The 13,913-nt window shown below is 65.7% G+C and carries 12 protein-coding genes; 3 read left to right on the top strand and 9 right to left on the bottom strand.

What is annotated here, in order from left to right:
- The first annotated feature begins 117 nt into the window (after positions 1 to 117).
- Positions 118 to 954 carry a mechanosensitive ion channel family protein gene (locus AB3147_RS19460; protein WP_175124253.1) on the top strand — a complete coding sequence of 279 codons (837 nt, stop codon included), beginning with the start codon at positions 118 to 120 and terminating at the stop codon, positions 952 to 954.
- A 185-nt stretch (positions 955 to 1,139) separates the two neighbouring features.
- On the opposite strand, the gene AB3147_RS19455 is transcribed toward AB3147_RS19460, so the two are convergent.
- Positions 1,140 to 1,901 (bottom strand): IclR family transcriptional regulator, encoded by a 762-nt coding sequence (locus tag AB3147_RS19455; RefSeq protein WP_105239793.1) that lies wholly within the window; start codon positions 1,899 to 1,901, stop codon positions 1,140 to 1,142.
- A gap of 161 nt (positions 1,902 to 2,062) precedes the next feature.
- On the opposite strand from AB3147_RS19455, the gene AB3147_RS19450 reads away from it, so the two are divergent.
- Positions 2,063 to 3,052 (top strand): Bug family tripartite tricarboxylate transporter substrate binding protein, encoded by a 990-nt coding sequence (locus AB3147_RS19450; protein WP_105239792.1) that lies wholly within the window; start codon positions 2,063 to 2,065, stop codon positions 3,050 to 3,052.
- A gap of 115 nt (positions 3,053 to 3,167) precedes the next feature.
- On the opposite strand, the gene AB3147_RS19445 is transcribed toward AB3147_RS19450, so the two are convergent.
- A complete protein-coding gene (locus AB3147_RS19445; RefSeq protein WP_279976018.1) occupies positions 3,168 to 3,944 on the bottom strand; it encodes an RNA methyltransferase in 777 nt (258 codons plus the stop codon).
- 129 nt (positions 3,945 to 4,073) lie between these two features.
- Here AB3147_RS19445 and AB3147_RS19440 point away from each other — a divergent pair, with 129 nt between their 5' ends.
- On the top strand, positions 4,074 to 4,859 hold the full coding sequence (locus AB3147_RS19440; protein ID WP_105239790.1) for an inositol monophosphatase family protein: 786 nt from the start codon (positions 4,074 to 4,076) through the stop codon (positions 4,857 to 4,859).
- Between the two features lie 133 nt (positions 4,860 to 4,992).
- Here AB3147_RS19440 and AB3147_RS19435 read toward each other — a convergent pair whose 3' ends face one another.
- From AB3147_RS19435 to AB3147_RS19405, 7 genes are all read right to left on the bottom strand, one after another.
- Positions 4,993 to 5,991 carry an FAD:protein FMN transferase gene (locus AB3147_RS19435; RefSeq protein ID WP_367352743.1) on the bottom strand — a complete coding sequence of 333 codons (999 nt, stop codon included), beginning with the start codon at positions 5,989 to 5,991 and terminating at the stop codon, positions 4,993 to 4,995.
- 64 nt (positions 5,992 to 6,055) lie between these two features.
- On the bottom strand, positions 6,056 to 6,565 hold the full coding sequence (locus AB3147_RS19430; protein ID WP_175124249.1) for a nitrous oxide reductase accessory protein NosL: 510 nt from the start codon (positions 6,563 to 6,565) through the stop codon (positions 6,056 to 6,058).
- Positions 6,562 to 7,392, bottom strand: coding sequence for an ABC transporter permease (locus AB3147_RS19425; RefSeq protein ID WP_175124248.1), 831 nt, complete (start codon positions 7,390 to 7,392; stop codon positions 6,562 to 6,564). Before AB3147_RS19425 ends, AB3147_RS19430 begins: the two co-directional genes overlap by 4 nt.
- The gene (locus AB3147_RS19420) at positions 7,389 to 8,294 is read right to left on the bottom strand and encodes an ABC transporter ATP-binding protein (protein ID WP_239215714.1); all 906 of its coding nucleotides are present in this window, start codon (positions 8,292 to 8,294) and stop codon (positions 7,389 to 7,391) included. The genes AB3147_RS19425 and AB3147_RS19420 overlap by 4 nt, the downstream gene beginning before the upstream one ends.
- On the bottom strand, positions 8,291 to 9,676 hold the full coding sequence (locus AB3147_RS19415) for a nitrous oxide reductase family maturation protein NosD (protein ID WP_367352742.1): 1,386 nt from the start codon (positions 9,674 to 9,676) through the stop codon (positions 8,291 to 8,293). Before AB3147_RS19415 ends, AB3147_RS19420 begins: the two co-directional genes overlap by 4 nt.
- A gap of 6 nt (positions 9,677 to 9,682) precedes the next feature.
- The gene (gene nosZ, locus AB3147_RS19410; RefSeq protein ID WP_175138605.1) at positions 9,683 to 11,599 is read right to left on the bottom strand and encodes a TAT-dependent nitrous-oxide reductase; all 1,917 of its coding nucleotides are present in this window, start codon (positions 11,597 to 11,599) and stop codon (positions 9,683 to 9,685) included.
- Between the two features lie 53 nt (positions 11,600 to 11,652).
- Positions 11,653 to 13,911, bottom strand: coding sequence for a 4Fe-4S binding protein (locus AB3147_RS19405; protein WP_367352741.1), 2,259 nt, complete (start codon positions 13,909 to 13,911; stop codon positions 11,653 to 11,655).
- Positions 13,912 to 13,913 lie beyond the last annotated feature (2 nt).

Raw genomic sequence — 13,913 nt, 5'->3', positions numbered from 1 at the left:
TACGGCGGCACGCGCTGCTCCGCTTTACAAAGCCTGACACTCCCGTCGGGCGCTGCGCCGCTTTGTGCCAGCCGCTTCTGATACATTCTGCCGTCGATTTTTTTCGCAGGAGGTTCCATGGATGAGGCCGTAAAAGAGTTCTATATCTGGGCCCCGAGGCTGATGGATATGGGCATCAATCTGCTCGTCGCCTTGCTCATTCTCGGTATTGGCTGGTGGGTGTCGTCGTTGCTGGGCAACTGGGTTCGCCGGGCCGCTACGCGGTCGCCGAAGATCGATCCCACGATCGTGCCCATGTTCTCCACGACCGTGATGTGGGCGGTGCGCATCTTTACGGTGATCGCGGTGCTGGCGCGCTTTGGCGTGCAGACGGCCAGTCTGATCGCAGTGCTGGGCGCCGCGGGTCTTGCCGTCGGTCTGGCCTTGCAGGGCACGCTGCAGAACATTGCGGCCGGCATCATGCTGCTGATCCTGCGTCCGATCCGCGCCGGCGAGTACATCGCGCTCAGCTCTGGCGCGGACGGCACGGTCGAGGAAGTGGGCCTGTTTCTGACGCGCCTCGTGCAGGGTGACGGCATCCACATGACGCTGCCCAACAGCACGGTCTGGAACGCCACGATCACCAACTACAGCCGCAACAAGACGCGCCGCCTGGACATCCCGGTGCCGGTTCGCTATGGCGATGACCTGGATGCGGTGGTCGCCAAACTGCAACAGATCGTGGACGCGCGTCCCGATGCGTTGAAGGACCCGGCCCCGCAGGTGAAGGTGTTCGACTACAAGGAAAACGGCGTCACGGTGAACGTGCGCGTGTGGGCCGAGTCGAGCAAGTATTGGGAGCTGCGCTGGAGCCTGTACCAGGAGATCCGCCGCTCGCTCGAAGAGGCCGGTTTCCAGGCCCCGATCCCGCTGCGCGAGATCCAGAACCCCAAGACGGGCGCAGCCGCTACCTGAGTGCGGGCCTTGTTTTGTCAGCCATGAAAATGGGCGCCTCGTTGGAGGCGCCCATTTTTATTCGACGGCGAGATGGCGTGAACCAGCAAAGCGTGACGGCATGACCGCTTCTCGATCCTTCGGCTTCCCGGCTTAACGGCCTGGATGCGTGACCACGACTCAGCCGCGCCCCGGCACCTTGCCAATCAGGCCGGCATCGCAAGCCGCGCCAGTTCCGTCTTGATCCAGCCCGCGATCTCGCGCTGTCGCTGCGCGGGCATGCGGTCGATGATGGCGGTGACGCTGACGGCCAGCAGAGGCGCGCCCTGCGCGTCCAGCAGCGCGCAACCCACGCCCAGCGCGCCACGCACCGCGTGGTTGCCCACCACCGAATAACCGCGCGCGCGCGTGTTTTCGATGAGGCGGAACATTTCCTGGGGCGTCATGCCGCCGTACTCGTCCAGCCTGCCCGAATTACGTTCGACGATGCCGCGCGCGATGTCGTCGGGCAGGGCAGCCAGCAGCGCCATCCCGCCCGAACCCACACCCAGCGGCTGGCGCTTGCCCGCATAGGTGGCAAGGATCTGCACGGGATAACTGCCGATTTCGCGATGCAGGCTGATCGAATCGTCTTCCTCGCGCACCACCAGGAACACGGCGTCGCCGGTGCGGTCGGCCAGGCGGCGCAGCACGGGGAGCAGTTGGCGCACCCGCGGATCGCGGGAACGCGTGTCCGGATCGACGGCAAGCTGGGCACGGTACTTCTTGGTGCCCGCGACCGGCAGCACGAGACCCGCGTCGAGCAGGGCGGCCAGCAGTCGGTAGATGGTGGGCCGCTGTATGCCGGTCAACCGGGCGATATCGGTGACGCTCAGGCCGTCCGGTCCCTGGTCGCGCAGGGCGGCCAGAACGGCGAGGCCGCGTCGCAGAGTACGTGGGCCGGCGGCCGCGGCATCGCTGTCTTGCATGCAGATCTCTGAAAACTAAGGGTTATCAACGTATGGACGAGGGAAAACCATCGTCCGTAGGGTGGACTCTACCTTGATGGCCAGCGCATGTATAGCGCAGAATGCGTTCATCCAATAATTCAAATCGTCCATCTAATGGACAGTACCTGCACGGAGACACTATGACTACAGGTCACAAGCCTGGCATGCGGCGTTTGGCCGCCACCCTTCTGGCCACCGCCGCAAGCGCATTTGCAATGGGTTCCGCCCACGCCGCCTATCCGGACAAGCCCGTCCGCATCGTGGTCGGTTTCTCGGCCGGCGGCACCACCGACGTGATCGCCCGCATCATGGCCAAGGAACTGACCGAGTCGCTCGGCCAGTCCTTCGTGGTTGAAAACAAGCCGGGCGCCGGCAGCAACATCGCGACCGACCAGGTCCAGCGCGCCACGCCGGACGGCTACACGCTGCTGTTCGTCGCAGTCACCAGCGCGATCAACCAGACCCTGTACAAGAACGTTTCGTTCGACCTGACGAAGGACTTTGCTCCGGTCGCCCTGGGCGCCAAGGTCCCGAACATCCTGGTGGTCAATCCCCAGGTGCCGGTCAAGTCCGTGCAAGAGCTGGTCGACTACGCCAAGAAGAACCCGGGCAAGCTGGCTTTCGCCTCGTCCGGCAGCGGCACCTCCATCCATATGGCGGGTGAGCTCTTCAAGATGAAGGCGGGCATCGACGTCCTGCACGTGCCGTACAAGGGCAGCGCCCCGGCCATGACCGACCTGATCGGCGGCCAGGTGCAGTTCATGTTCGACAACATGCCGTCGGCCTGGCCGCACGCGCAATCGGGCAAGCTGAAGGCGCTGGCCGTGACCACCGCCGACCGCTCCAAGAGCGCGCCGGATCTGCCGACCATGAAGGAATCGGGCTTCACGGACTTCGACGTGTCGTCGTGGTTCGGCCTGCTGGCCCCGGCCGGCACGCCGCCGGAAGTCATCAACAAGCTCAACGCCGCCATGCAGCAGGCGCTGGACAAGCCCTCCGTGCAGACCAGCTTTGAAAAGCTGGGCGCCGTGGGCGTGAAGACCACGCCGGCCGAATTCGGCCAATTCATCAAGTCGGAAGTCGAAGGCTGGGCACCCGTGATCAAGGCCTCGGGCGCCACGGTGGACTGATCGGCGACTGTGCCGGTCACAAGCCGGCAGTTGGCACAGTAAAAAGGGACGGTCATTGACCGTCCCTTTTTCATGCGTTGCCCGAGAAGGGCATCCAGCCGGTGCTTCGGACCCGCTATTTCTTCTTGGCCGCGTTCAGCATCGCCGTGCAGACCCCGCGCATCATGTCGACCTCGTCGCGGGTCAGCGCCAGGCGGGAGTACAGATGGCGCATGCGCGGCATCAGTTTTTTGGGATGGGCCGGGTCGAGGAACTGCACGCCGACCAGCGCTTCCTCCCAGTGCGCCAGAAACGCCTGGACCGCCTCGCTGGAAGCCGGCTCCGCGCCCCGCGAAGGCTCCTGCGCGGTGGAACGCGGCAGGAGTTCGGCGCCCTGGTCCACCAGCAGCGCATAACGCAACTCCCAGGCGGCCAATTGCAGCGCCTGGGCGACGTTCAGCGAGCTGTACTCGGGATTGGCAGGGATGTGGCAGATGCGGTGGCACAGCGCGATCTGCGCGTTCGTCAGACCGGCGCGCTCAGTGCCCAGCACAACGGCGGTCACGCCCTCGGCCGTGTCCGCCAGGTGGGCGCAGGCCAGGTCGGCTGCCTGCCGGATGTCGCAGGGCGGGGGACCCAGGTCGCGAACCCGCGCGGTTAACGCGAATGCCAGCGTGACGGGCGCCAGGGCTTCTTCCAGCGACGGATAGATGCGGGCGTTCTCAAGCACGTCCAGCGCGCCGCTGGCCAGCGCCACGGCCTCCGGCTGGCTTGTTACATCCGGGAATTTGGGGTCCACCAGGACCAGTTCCGAGAAGCCCATCGTCTTGATCGCACGGGCCGCGGAACCGACGTTTCCGGGGTGGCTGGGGTTCACCATTACGAAGCGAACACGTGAAAATGCTTGAGTCATTTAAAATGGCACGTTTGGCTTCGTGCCTTCCTGGTTTTTTGAGTCGATTTCCCCGCGGGGGCGACGGCGTGCCGGGGGGCGGCAAGCGGCCTATCATCAAGCCAACTCATCGCATACGTACGGAATTTTATGCACCCGATGCTCAACATCGCCATCAAGGCGGCCCGGCGTGCCGGCACCATTATCAACCGTGCCAGCATGGATTTGGAACGACTCAGCGTGGCTCGCAAGGGGCCGCGCGATTATGTCACGGAAGTCGATCGGGCCGCCGAAGAGTCCATCGTCGAAACGCTGCGCGCTGCCTACCCGGACCACGCCGTCCTGGGCGAGGAGTTCGGTCTGCAGGGTCCGGACCAGGCGGAATTCCAGTGGATCATCGACCCGCTGGACGGCACCACGAACTTCATCCACGGCCTGCCCAACTATGCCGTGTCGATCGCGCTGACGCAGCGCGGCCAGGTCACGCAAGCGGTCATCTATGATCCCTCGCGCAACGAACTCTTCACCGCCAGCCGTGGCAGCGGCACGTTCCTGAACGACCGCCGCGTGCGCGTCTCGGGCCGCACCCGCTACCACGACGCGCTGCTGGGCGCGCACTGGCCCAACGCCGGCGATCCCGAACAGGGCTCGCAGCGGTTCCGCCAGATGGCCGAAGGCGCCACCGGCGTGCGCCGCCTGGGCTCGACCGTGCTGGATCTCGCCTACGTGGCCACCGGTCGCCTGGATGGGTTCTGCGGCGTGGGCCTGAAGCCCTGGGATGTGGCGGCGGGCAGCCTGATGGTGCTGGAAGCGGGCGGTCTGGTCGCTGACTTCGACGGCGAACAAGGCTGGATGGACAGCGGCAACGTCCTGGCTGCCAGCCCCAAGATCTTCACGCAGATGCTCTCGACGCTGAACCCGCCCTCGGCGGCCTGATCGGCGCGGCGGGCAATAAAAACCGGCCATGAAGGCCGGTTTTTCGTGGTCAATGCAAACCGGCCGTGAAGGCCGGTTTTTCATGGTCAAAGCAAACCGGCCCTGGCGGCCGGTTTTTTCATGCGGCGCGCAATCAGGCTACGCCGGTCTGCGCTACCAGTTGTCCATCTGGCAACACCATCCACGCCTGCACGCCCAGGCTGTGCACCAGCGCGGCGGTGCGTTCCAACGGCATGTTCGAGAACGCCGTGGACAGGGCATCGGCAGTTGTGGCGGTGGATGCCATGACCGACACGCTGCGATAGAGCGGCCGCGCCCGACCGGAGTGCGGATCGAACAGGTGCGAATACTGTCCCGCGGCATCCAGCGGCGTGCCGTAGCCGCCGGAAGTGGCAAGCGCCTGGTTGCTGATCGGCACCTGCGCCAGGATCTGGTCCGGCGACATGGGGTCGGCCAGCCCGACGCGCCAGCCCGTTGCATTGGCCGTCGCATCCAGTCCGCGTATCTCGCCCATGTCGACCAGTGCGCGTTCCAGCCCGGCGTTGCGAAACAGGTCCGTCACGCGGTCGGTGATGTAGCCCTGCGCGATGCCGTTGAGCGTCAGCGCCATGCCCGGCTGCAGGTCGATGCGCTGCGGGTCGATCTTGATGTCCTGGTACGACACGCATCGCAGCGCCCGGGCGATGTCCGCCTGGGCCGGACCATCCTGGGACGCGTCAGGCCGCGCGAAGTGATCTGCGTACACGCGCCACAGCGGCTGCACGGACGGATCAAAGAGACCTCCCGTCAGGTCCGCGTAGTGCCGGCTTTCGCTAAGCAGGCGGACGAGGTCGGAGGGGGGATCGACCAGAAATCCCTGGCGGTTCAGGATCGACAGCGCACTGTCGTCGCGGTACAGGCTGAACACGCCCTCGAGGCGACGCAGTTCCTGCAACGCCCGCTCGATGAGCTGTTCGGCGGCCTGGCGGTCGGGATGGTACAGCCGCAATTCCGCGTCCGCGCCCAGCGCCACGCCTTGCCAACGCGTCGGCGAGATGGCCGCGTGCGCGCGGCGCAGGAAGCTGGGAGCGAGGGCCAGCGCGGAAGACGCGGCGATGATGCCGAGGAAGCGGCGGCGGGCGGGAGGGTTCATGGCGATATCGACTGATTAAGGCGCGATTGGCGCGGGCTCATGAGGCAGGTCGGAGGGCTTGGCTCTATTGAGCAAACACATAGTCCTCGGGCACGTCGGCAAAACGCACGACACGCCCGCCGTGGGTCTGAGCGAAGGCCAGCGCGCGCGTCTGATCCGAGAACGGAATGGCGTCTTCGGCGCCCATGCCGCCGATGAAGCTGGAGTTGATGACGTAGAAGGCTTGCCGTGCGTCGACCCATGCTTTCAGGTCCGCCGCGCCATCGGGGCCGGCGGCTGCCATGTCGTTGACGTAGATAGCGGCCAGGCCTTTGGGTTCTTCGGGCAGCAGCGTGTAGGCGAAGACCTGCTTGATGGACGAGAACCACACCGGCGCGGCGCGGCCCTTTACGAATATCTGGCCCTTCGGCCCTGCATGGTCCAGCAGCATCATGCCGCAGTAGTGGCCGACGGCGTCGGCGGAGACGGCCTGCGGCGCGGGTGGCGGCGCGGCGGGTTCGTCGCCGCCGCAGGCCGAGACCGCCAGCACGATGGCCGAGAAGGCCGCCATTGCGGCCCAACGTTTCAGCGTCATAGCTGTTTCCTCCGGAAGCAGAAGGCGGCCAGCAGAAACGGCACCGCGATCCACAGCAATTGCGCCGCCACCAGCAGCGGCACGGGCATGTGGGCCTGATCGCTGACGCCGGCCATGCCCGCATACATGGAAATGTTCTCGAACCCGGTCAGGTTCAGCAGGCGGTACACGTCGGACGGATTGGCCAGCAGCAGGGCATTGAGCATGCCCGGCGTGACGTGGCGACCCTGGTCCGCCGCCAGCACGCCCAGGAGGCCCATGTCGTAGATGACGACAAAGAACAGCCAGACGCCCAGCGCGATGCCCGCCGCCGTGGCGCGTTCTCGCACCAGCGTGCTGATGAGGTAGCCCATTGCCAGAAAGCTGGCGCCCAGCAGGACGCTGGCCCCGATCAGCATGGCGAAGGGCCGCCAGGCGCCTGCGTCCATGCCCCCGTAGACCCATTGCAAAGCCAGCCCTGCCGACCCATACCCCGCACCGGTCGCAATGGCCAGGATGGCCAGGTGCCCGATGAACTTGCCCATGATGACCTGCCAGCGCGACACCGGATAACTGAGCAGCAAGGCCATGGTGCCGCGGTCGACCTCGCCGACGATGGCGTCATACGCCAGCAGCATCGCAATGAGTGGCACCAGGAAGATGGAGAGGCTGGACAGGCTGACCACCGTGACGGTCAGCGGATCGACCTTGACTGCTCCGGTGGGGGCGCTGCCCAAGAGGCCGAGCGCGAGCGCCAGAGCGGCCAACAGGAGCGATGTGGCAAGGACCCAGCGATTGCGCAGGCCGTCGCGGATTTCCTTGCCGATGATTGTGCTTACGGCGTTCATGCGTCTTCCCGTTCAAGCAGATGGGCGTAGATGTCGTCCAGCCCCGGGACCTGGATGTCCAGGTCGCTGATGGGCGCCCCGATGGCGCCGATGCTACGGATGGCCTCGACCTTGTCCGATTCGTGGCACAGGCGTTCGTAGCGGTTGGCGTCGACCTGGCGCCAGGCCGAGGAGGGCGGGGCGGATGCGTTGTCCGGCCCGAGCGTGACGCTGATGCGGATGGGCAGCCCGGTGTCGCGGCGCAGCGCCGACATGCCGCCGTCGGCGATCTTCACGCCCGCCTTCATGACGACGATGCGGTCGGCGTGGCCGGCCAGCTCCGACAAGGCGTGCGTGCTGAGGAGAATGGTGGCGCCGCTTGCGCGCAGTTCGTGCACGATCTCGTAGAACTTGAGACGCGACGCCGGATCAAGGCCGGTGGTGGGCTCGTCGAACAGCAGGATGCGGGGGGCGCCCAGCAGCGCCTGCGCCAGCGCCAGCCGTTGGCGCATGCCTTTTGAATAACCGCCCACGCGGCGGTGCGCCGCGCCGGAGATCCCCACTTTCTCGAGCAGATCCGCGTTGCGCGACACGGGTTGGCGCTTCAGGCGCGCGTAAAAGGCCAGGGTCTCGGCGCCCGTCATCGCGGGATGCAGCGCCACGGTTTCGGGCAGGTAGCCGATCCGGTCACGCAGGCGCGCGGCGGCCGGACTGTGCGCGTCCTGGCCGAAGAGCGTGACGCGCCCGTGCGTGGGTCGGATGAGTCCGAGGATCAGCTTGATGAGGGTGCTTTTGCCCGCGCCGTTGTGCCCGGCCAGCGCCACGCATTCGCCTTCGCGCAGGTCCAGGTCCAGGACGCTGATCGCCCTGTGGCCGCCATAGTGTTTGCTGACGCCCGCAAGCGTCACCAGTGGGTTGCTCATTGATTGTCCTCGGCGCGCTTCGCGCCGTTTATTGCGACGGGGTTGGCGGCGCTTTTTGCATCAGGCGATGCACCGGGCTTCCCGTTGGCCACCGCACCGCCATAATCGATCCGTTCCCGCACAGGCTTCATCAGCGGCTTACTGTCGATCACGCCGCCTGGCAGGATCGCGGGGAACTGCGATTGCGCCCAGCGCACCACCGAGATGGCGGGGCTATTGAGCAGAATCCGCGCGGCGGGCGCGCGCCACAGCAACTGGTCCACCACGTCGTTCGGGCGGTAGGCCGTGTCGGCGATGCCGTCGCCGTCCAGGTCGAAGGCCGTGTTGTCGCTCCAGTAGTTGCCGCGGCCGTTGTCCGACCATTCCATCACCCGCGTGCCCACGTACTTGACCTGGTTGCGGTTGTTGATGAAGGCGTTGCCTGAGATCCGGTTGCCCTCGGAGCCGGCGGTGAAGTGGATGCCGATGTCGCAGTTGGAGAAATGGTTGTCCGCAAAGCGGTTTTTGTTGGCGTTGTAGATGAACACGCACTTGCCCGCGCCATCGACGGTGTTGCCGGAGATGTCGGAGTTGTTGGCGTAGTTCATCATCAGCCCCTGCTCCACGTTGTTCACCGCCACGTTGCCGGTAACGACCAGGCGGTGCGAGTACATGATGGCGTAGCCTATGTCGTTGCCGGTGGACACGTTGCCGCTGATCTCGCTGTCGTTCGTGTACATGTAGTGCACGCCATAGCGCAGGTCATGGAAACGGTTGCCGGTGAACCGGTTCTGCTTGCTGGTGTTCACGAAAACGCCGTCGCGGCCGGCGGAGATGTCGTTGTCCACCACCGCGCTGCCCGGCGTGTTCCATAGCGACACGCCGTTGCCGCGCTCGGCCACGCGCAGTTCCTGGTTGCCGACGATGCGGTTGCCGCGCACCATCGCGTCCTGCGGGCCCCATACATAAACGCCGAACAGGTTATCCAGGATGTCGTTGTGTTCGACCACCGCGCGGTGCGCGGTGCGGTCCAGAAAGATGCCCGCGTCCATGGCGGGCAGGTCCAGCCCGGAGCGCGTGACGGTCAGGTTGCGCAGCGACACGTCCGCGGCCTTGACCCACAGCGTGCGTCCTTCGCGGGTGCCGGCGATGATGGCGGAGCGGTCCTGCGGTCCTTCGATGACGAGGGGTTTGTCGATGACGATGGCGCCGGGGTAGGTGCCGGGCGCCAGCCGCAGCGTGTCGCCGGGCTGCGCCGCGGCCACGGCCTGCGCCAGGTCGGCGCCTGCGGCGACCTCCAGGGTGGCGGCCGCGGCCGCCCCGTGCAGGGCCGGGCCGAAGCCGGCCAGCACGAAGCCGGCCGCGGCCCACGCCGCGTTTCGCAAGGTTGCGATGGCAGCCATGGATCGTTACGCAGACTTCTTGGGGTGCACGATCATCTGGCCGGACATTTCCATGTGCAGCGCGTGGCAGAACCACTGGCAGTAGTACCAGTAGATGCCGGGGCGATCCGCCTTGAACGTGATGGACGACGTGGCCTGCGGTCCGATTTCCATGGCGATGCCGTGGCCTTCGAGCGTGAAGCCGTGCGTCAGGTCTTCGATCACTTCCATGTTGGTCACGAACACGGTGACCTCGTCGCCCTGGTTCACCTCGAACTGCTTCAAGCTGAACATCGGCGCGACGGCCATCATGTACACGCGGACCTTGTTGCCGTCGCGCACGACCTTGGCCGCGTCTTCCAGCGACACGCCGTCCTTCTTGGCGATCTGGCGGGCGTCTTCCCACATGGGGTCGTCGCGCTTCCAGACGCTGATCGGGTTGATCTTGGAACGGTGCACCAGGCACATGTCGTGCGGCTCGGCAAAGCTGGGGCCGTCATGCACGAGCTTCATCTCGTCGCCGGAGATGTCGATGAGCTGGTCGTTTTCGGGTTTGAGCGGACCCACGTTCAGGAAGCGGTCTTTCGAGAACTTGTTCAGCGACACCAGCCACTTGCCGTCGGCTTCCTTGGTTTCGCCCATGGTCGAGTGGTTGTGGCCCGGCTGGTAGTGCACGTCCAGCTTCTGCAGGATGGGATCAACCTTTTCGCCCTTGTACGCGCGCTTGGCCTTGTCGATGTTCCACTTGACCATCTGGCTGTCGATGAACAGCGTGGTGTAGGCGTTGCCGCGGCCGTCGAACGCGGTGTGCAGCGGGCCCAGGCCCAGTTGCGGTTCGGCCACGACGCAGTCGCGCGGCTTGATCTTGTCGGCGAACAGGTCGTCCAGCTTGCGCACGTCGATCACGGTGACCGTGGGCGAGAGCTTGCCGTTCAGCATGAGGTGGATGCCGTCGGGCGCGGCATTGCAGCCGTGCGGCGAATTCGGCACCGGGATGTAGCGCGTGTACTTGGACCCGTGGCGGCCGTCGACCACCGGCACGCCGCCCATCGTCTTGAAGTCGCCGTCCTTGACCGCCTTCTCGATGCGCTTGAGGTCGAAGACCACGACCCAGTCCTGCTCGTTGGCGGACATTTCCTCGACCGTGACGCCTTTCTCGGAGTTGTAGCAGGTGGCGAACGAATACTTGCCCTGGTAGTCGGCGTCGCCGTTGTCCAGGTTGCCGTCGACCAGCACTTGCCACGCCACCTTCATGGTGTCGCCATCAATGGCCGAGTACACCGAGAAGAAGTTCTTCTTGGGATCGTCCAGCACCTTGCCGTCGTTGGGCAGCGGGATGATGTGCTCGCCGTTGGCAAACACGTAGCCGGTGCGCGGATAGCGCTGCGGACGCAGGCCGTGCACGCCCGACACGTTGGGCAGTTCAACGATCTTGTCCGTCTTCATCACGTCCAGACGGATGCGGGCCACGCGGTTGTTGGCCTTGTCGTTGATGAAGAGGTAGCGGCCGTCGTAGGTCTGGTCGGTGAACGACAGGTGGGGGTGGTGGGCGTCGCCGTTGGGGAATACGCCGCCCTTGTCCTTCAGGTACTCGCGGGTTTCAGGCGTGAGGCCTTCGGTCAGCACCTTGCGGCTTTCGTTGGTGCGGCCCCAGCCGGTGGCGCTGCAATGGTTGAACACGGGGATGCGCACGAGTTCGCGCATGGACGGCAGGCCCAGCACGCGGACTTCGCCGGACTGGCCGCTGGAGTTGAACGCGTAGTATTCGTCGAGCTCGCCCGGCGCGACATGCCCGAGCACGGCGCCGTTGCCTGATTTGCCCTCTTTGCCGTGCGCGGTGGACATCTGCGCCCCGGCTACGAGGCCGGCCGCGCCGGTGATGGCTGCGGTGCCCAGGAAGCTTCGGCGTGTGAGGCCGGCTTTTTCGGGGGTCTTGTCGGACATGGATAACTCCTAGGTAGGGACGGCGCAGTGCGCCGCGGTACGAAAACCGTGTTTCACGATTCCCGGTTGGGGCGATTTGCCGAGTTGGGCGTCGGCATGCGGTGCAGAACGACTTCCTGCACCGACGGCTCAGGGGGCGGAGCCGGGCGCCGCTCACGCTTAGCCTGCTTCTGGATCAGGTGAGGGCACTTCTGTTTGTGGTGGTAAAGCATTTGGCAGTGCAGGCACTGGATGCACTCGTTCGGGTTGATTTCGCCGGAGGGGTCGATCGCCTGAACGGGGCATTCGATGTTGCAGCGCTGACAGGGGTTGCCGCAGTCGCGGTAGCGCTTGAGCCAATTGAAGATGCGCAGGCGGGCGGGGATGGCCAGCGCGGCGCCCAGCGGGCAGAGGTAGCGGCAGAAGAAGCGTTCGATGAAGAGGCCCGCGGCCAGCAGCGCCACGGCGAACAGCACGAAGGGCCAGTGGCGCACGAAGTGCAGGATGATCGCGGTCTTGAAGGGTTCGACTTCGGCCAGTTGTTCGGCGACCGCCAGGTCGTACAGCGAGAAGCCGAAGAGCAGCAGGAAGATCACGTACTTGAACGTGGACAGGCGCTGCGCCACGCCGTGGCGGATCTTGAGCTGGCGCACGCCAAGCCGCCGGGCGATGCGGTTGGTCAGTTCCTGCAGCGCGCCGAACGGGCACAGCCAGCCGCAGAACGCGCCGCGGTTCCAGAACACCATGGAGATGGCGGTGGCGCACCACAGGATGAACACCAGCGGGTCCATCAGGAAGTATTCCCAGCGGAAGTCGGTGCGCAGGGCCGAGAAGAACGTCAGTACGTTCACGATGGACAACTGCGCCTGCCCGTACCAGCCGATCCAGAACAGCGCGAAGGCCAGGAACGCGAGGCGCAGGCGGTCGTGCAGCAACGGGCGCGACGTCAGTTGATCCTGGAAGAAGAAGATGCCGACCAGCACCGTCAGGGCGACGGTCAGGATGGCGATCTGGCCGGCCTTGCCTTGCCAGATTTGCTTCCACAACGCGGGCGGGGCGGTTTCGACGTCGGGCGAAAGCGCGGGTGCAGTGGCGGGTTGGCCTGCTGGTGCGGATGCGGTCGGCGGCGCGACGGCGCGGGTGTAGGCAGTGGGCAGGTCATACGGCAGGTCGAACGTGACGAACGCCTTGTCCGACACGCTGAGCACGCGCTGCACCATCAGTTGCAGGCGCCAGGGTTTGACCGGGTCGAGCGAGGCATCCTCGGGCACGACAAAGAGGGCGACTTCGCGCAGCGCCGGCGCGCCCTTGGCGTTGACGTCGGCCAGCCGCTGGTGGTTGCGGTCGCGGAACCGGAAGGCGCTTTCGTCCTGGATGACCTCGATGCGGTCGAAGATGCCGCCGCGCACGTAGCCCGAACCCTTGAACGAATAGAGACCGTTGCCGGCGACCAGCACGGCCTGCTGGCCGGGCTTGAGGCGTTCTTTCAGGCGCTGCCAGCCGATGTCGCCCAGCAGGCTGCGGCCGATGGACGGGGCGCTGACCAGCGCGGCGTACAGGTCGATGAAGGTGTCGTCGGGGCCGCCTTCGCCGTGTTCGGCGGCGTCCTTGCGGCCGGAGCGCAGAAACGCCTGATTGACGTCGTCGGGCGTCAGGCGCAGGTTCTTCACGGCGCCGGCGTCAAGCATTTCCTGCCAGGTCTGCACGGTGTCTTTGCTTTCGTCGATGACGCGGGTTGCCACTGGTTGCGCGGCCTGGCGCGGCGCGCCCGACTTGTCGATGCCGTGGGCGCGCGCCACCGCGATGGCGGACCGGGTGATCGTGTCGCCGATCACCATCAGTGTGACCGTGGCGCCGCTGACGATATCGACGGGCGGCGGCGCGCCGTGCCGGGGCGGGGAGTCGACGAAGTTCAGGCCGACGTAGCCCTGGATGAAGTGATCGACCTTGGCTTGCGGGATGCCGATCAGCACGATGGGCTCGTGGTGTTCGACCAGCTTTGCGCCCATGATGCGGCCGCTGTCGGAAAGCCCCACCAGCACGTCGATGGGTTTGCTGGAGTAGCCGCGGGTGTTGACGACGTCGGTGGTCAGGTAGACAAGGCCCAGTGGCTTGTTGCCTGCAAACACGCGGGCAATTGCGGGCTTGCCTTCGACGGGACCGGTGCGGTCGGCGCCGGGGAACACGTCTGTGATGGGTGTGCTGGCAAGAAAGTCAGGCAGGCGCTGCGCCTGCGCGGTTTGCGCCAGGAACAGACAGGGAAGCCATAAAACAAAGAACGCGGCCTGAATGTGTTTGGTGAACCGGTGGGGTACTTCGGTACTGCCGCGCATGC

Origin of the sequence: Achromobacter animicus (assembly GCF_040775605.1) — a bacterium.
Classification (GTDB): Bacteria; Pseudomonadota; Gammaproteobacteria; order Burkholderiales; family Burkholderiaceae_B; genus Achromobacter; species Achromobacter animicus.
This window is presented reverse-complemented; position numbering and strand designations above follow the sequence as displayed.

Coding starts and splice junctions, on each gene's coding strand:
- AB3147_RS19460 (WP_175124253.1), top strand. CDS start 118: ATGGATGAGGCCGTAAAAGAGTTCTATATCTGGGCCCCGAGGCTGATG.
- AB3147_RS19455 (WP_105239793.1), bottom strand. CDS start 1,901: ATGCAAGACAGCGATGCCGCGGCCGCCGGCCCACGTACTCTGCGACGC.
- AB3147_RS19450 (WP_105239792.1), top strand. CDS start 2,063: ATGACTACAGGTCACAAGCCTGGCATGCGGCGTTTGGCCGCCACCCTT.
- AB3147_RS19445 (WP_279976018.1), bottom strand. CDS start 3,944: ATGACTCAAGCATTTTCACGTGTTCGCTTCGTAATGGTGAACCCCAGC.
- AB3147_RS19440 (WP_105239790.1), top strand. CDS start 4,074: ATGCACCCGATGCTCAACATCGCCATCAAGGCGGCCCGGCGTGCCGGC.
- AB3147_RS19435 (WP_367352743.1), bottom strand. CDS start 5,991: ATGAACCCTCCCGCCCGCCGCCGCTTCCTCGGCATCATCGCCGCGTCT.
- AB3147_RS19430 (WP_175124249.1), bottom strand. CDS start 6,565: ATGACGCTGAAACGTTGGGCCGCAATGGCGGCCTTCTCGGCCATCGTG.
- AB3147_RS19425 (WP_175124248.1), bottom strand. CDS start 7,392: ATGAACGCCGTAAGCACAATCATCGGCAAGGAAATCCGCGACGGCCTG.
- AB3147_RS19420 (WP_239215714.1), bottom strand. CDS start 8,294: ATGAGCAACCCACTGGTGACGCTTGCGGGCGTCAGCAAACACTATGGC.
- AB3147_RS19415 (WP_367352742.1), bottom strand. CDS start 9,676: ATGGCTGCCATCGCAACCTTGCGAAACGCGGCGTGGGCCGCGGCCGGC.
- nosZ (WP_175138605.1), bottom strand. CDS start 11,599: ATGTCCGACAAGACCCCCGAAAAAGCCGGCCTCACACGCCGAAGCTTC.
- AB3147_RS19405 (WP_367352741.1), bottom strand. CDS start 13,911: ATGCGCGGCAGTACCGAAGTACCCCACCGGTTCACCAAACACATTCAG.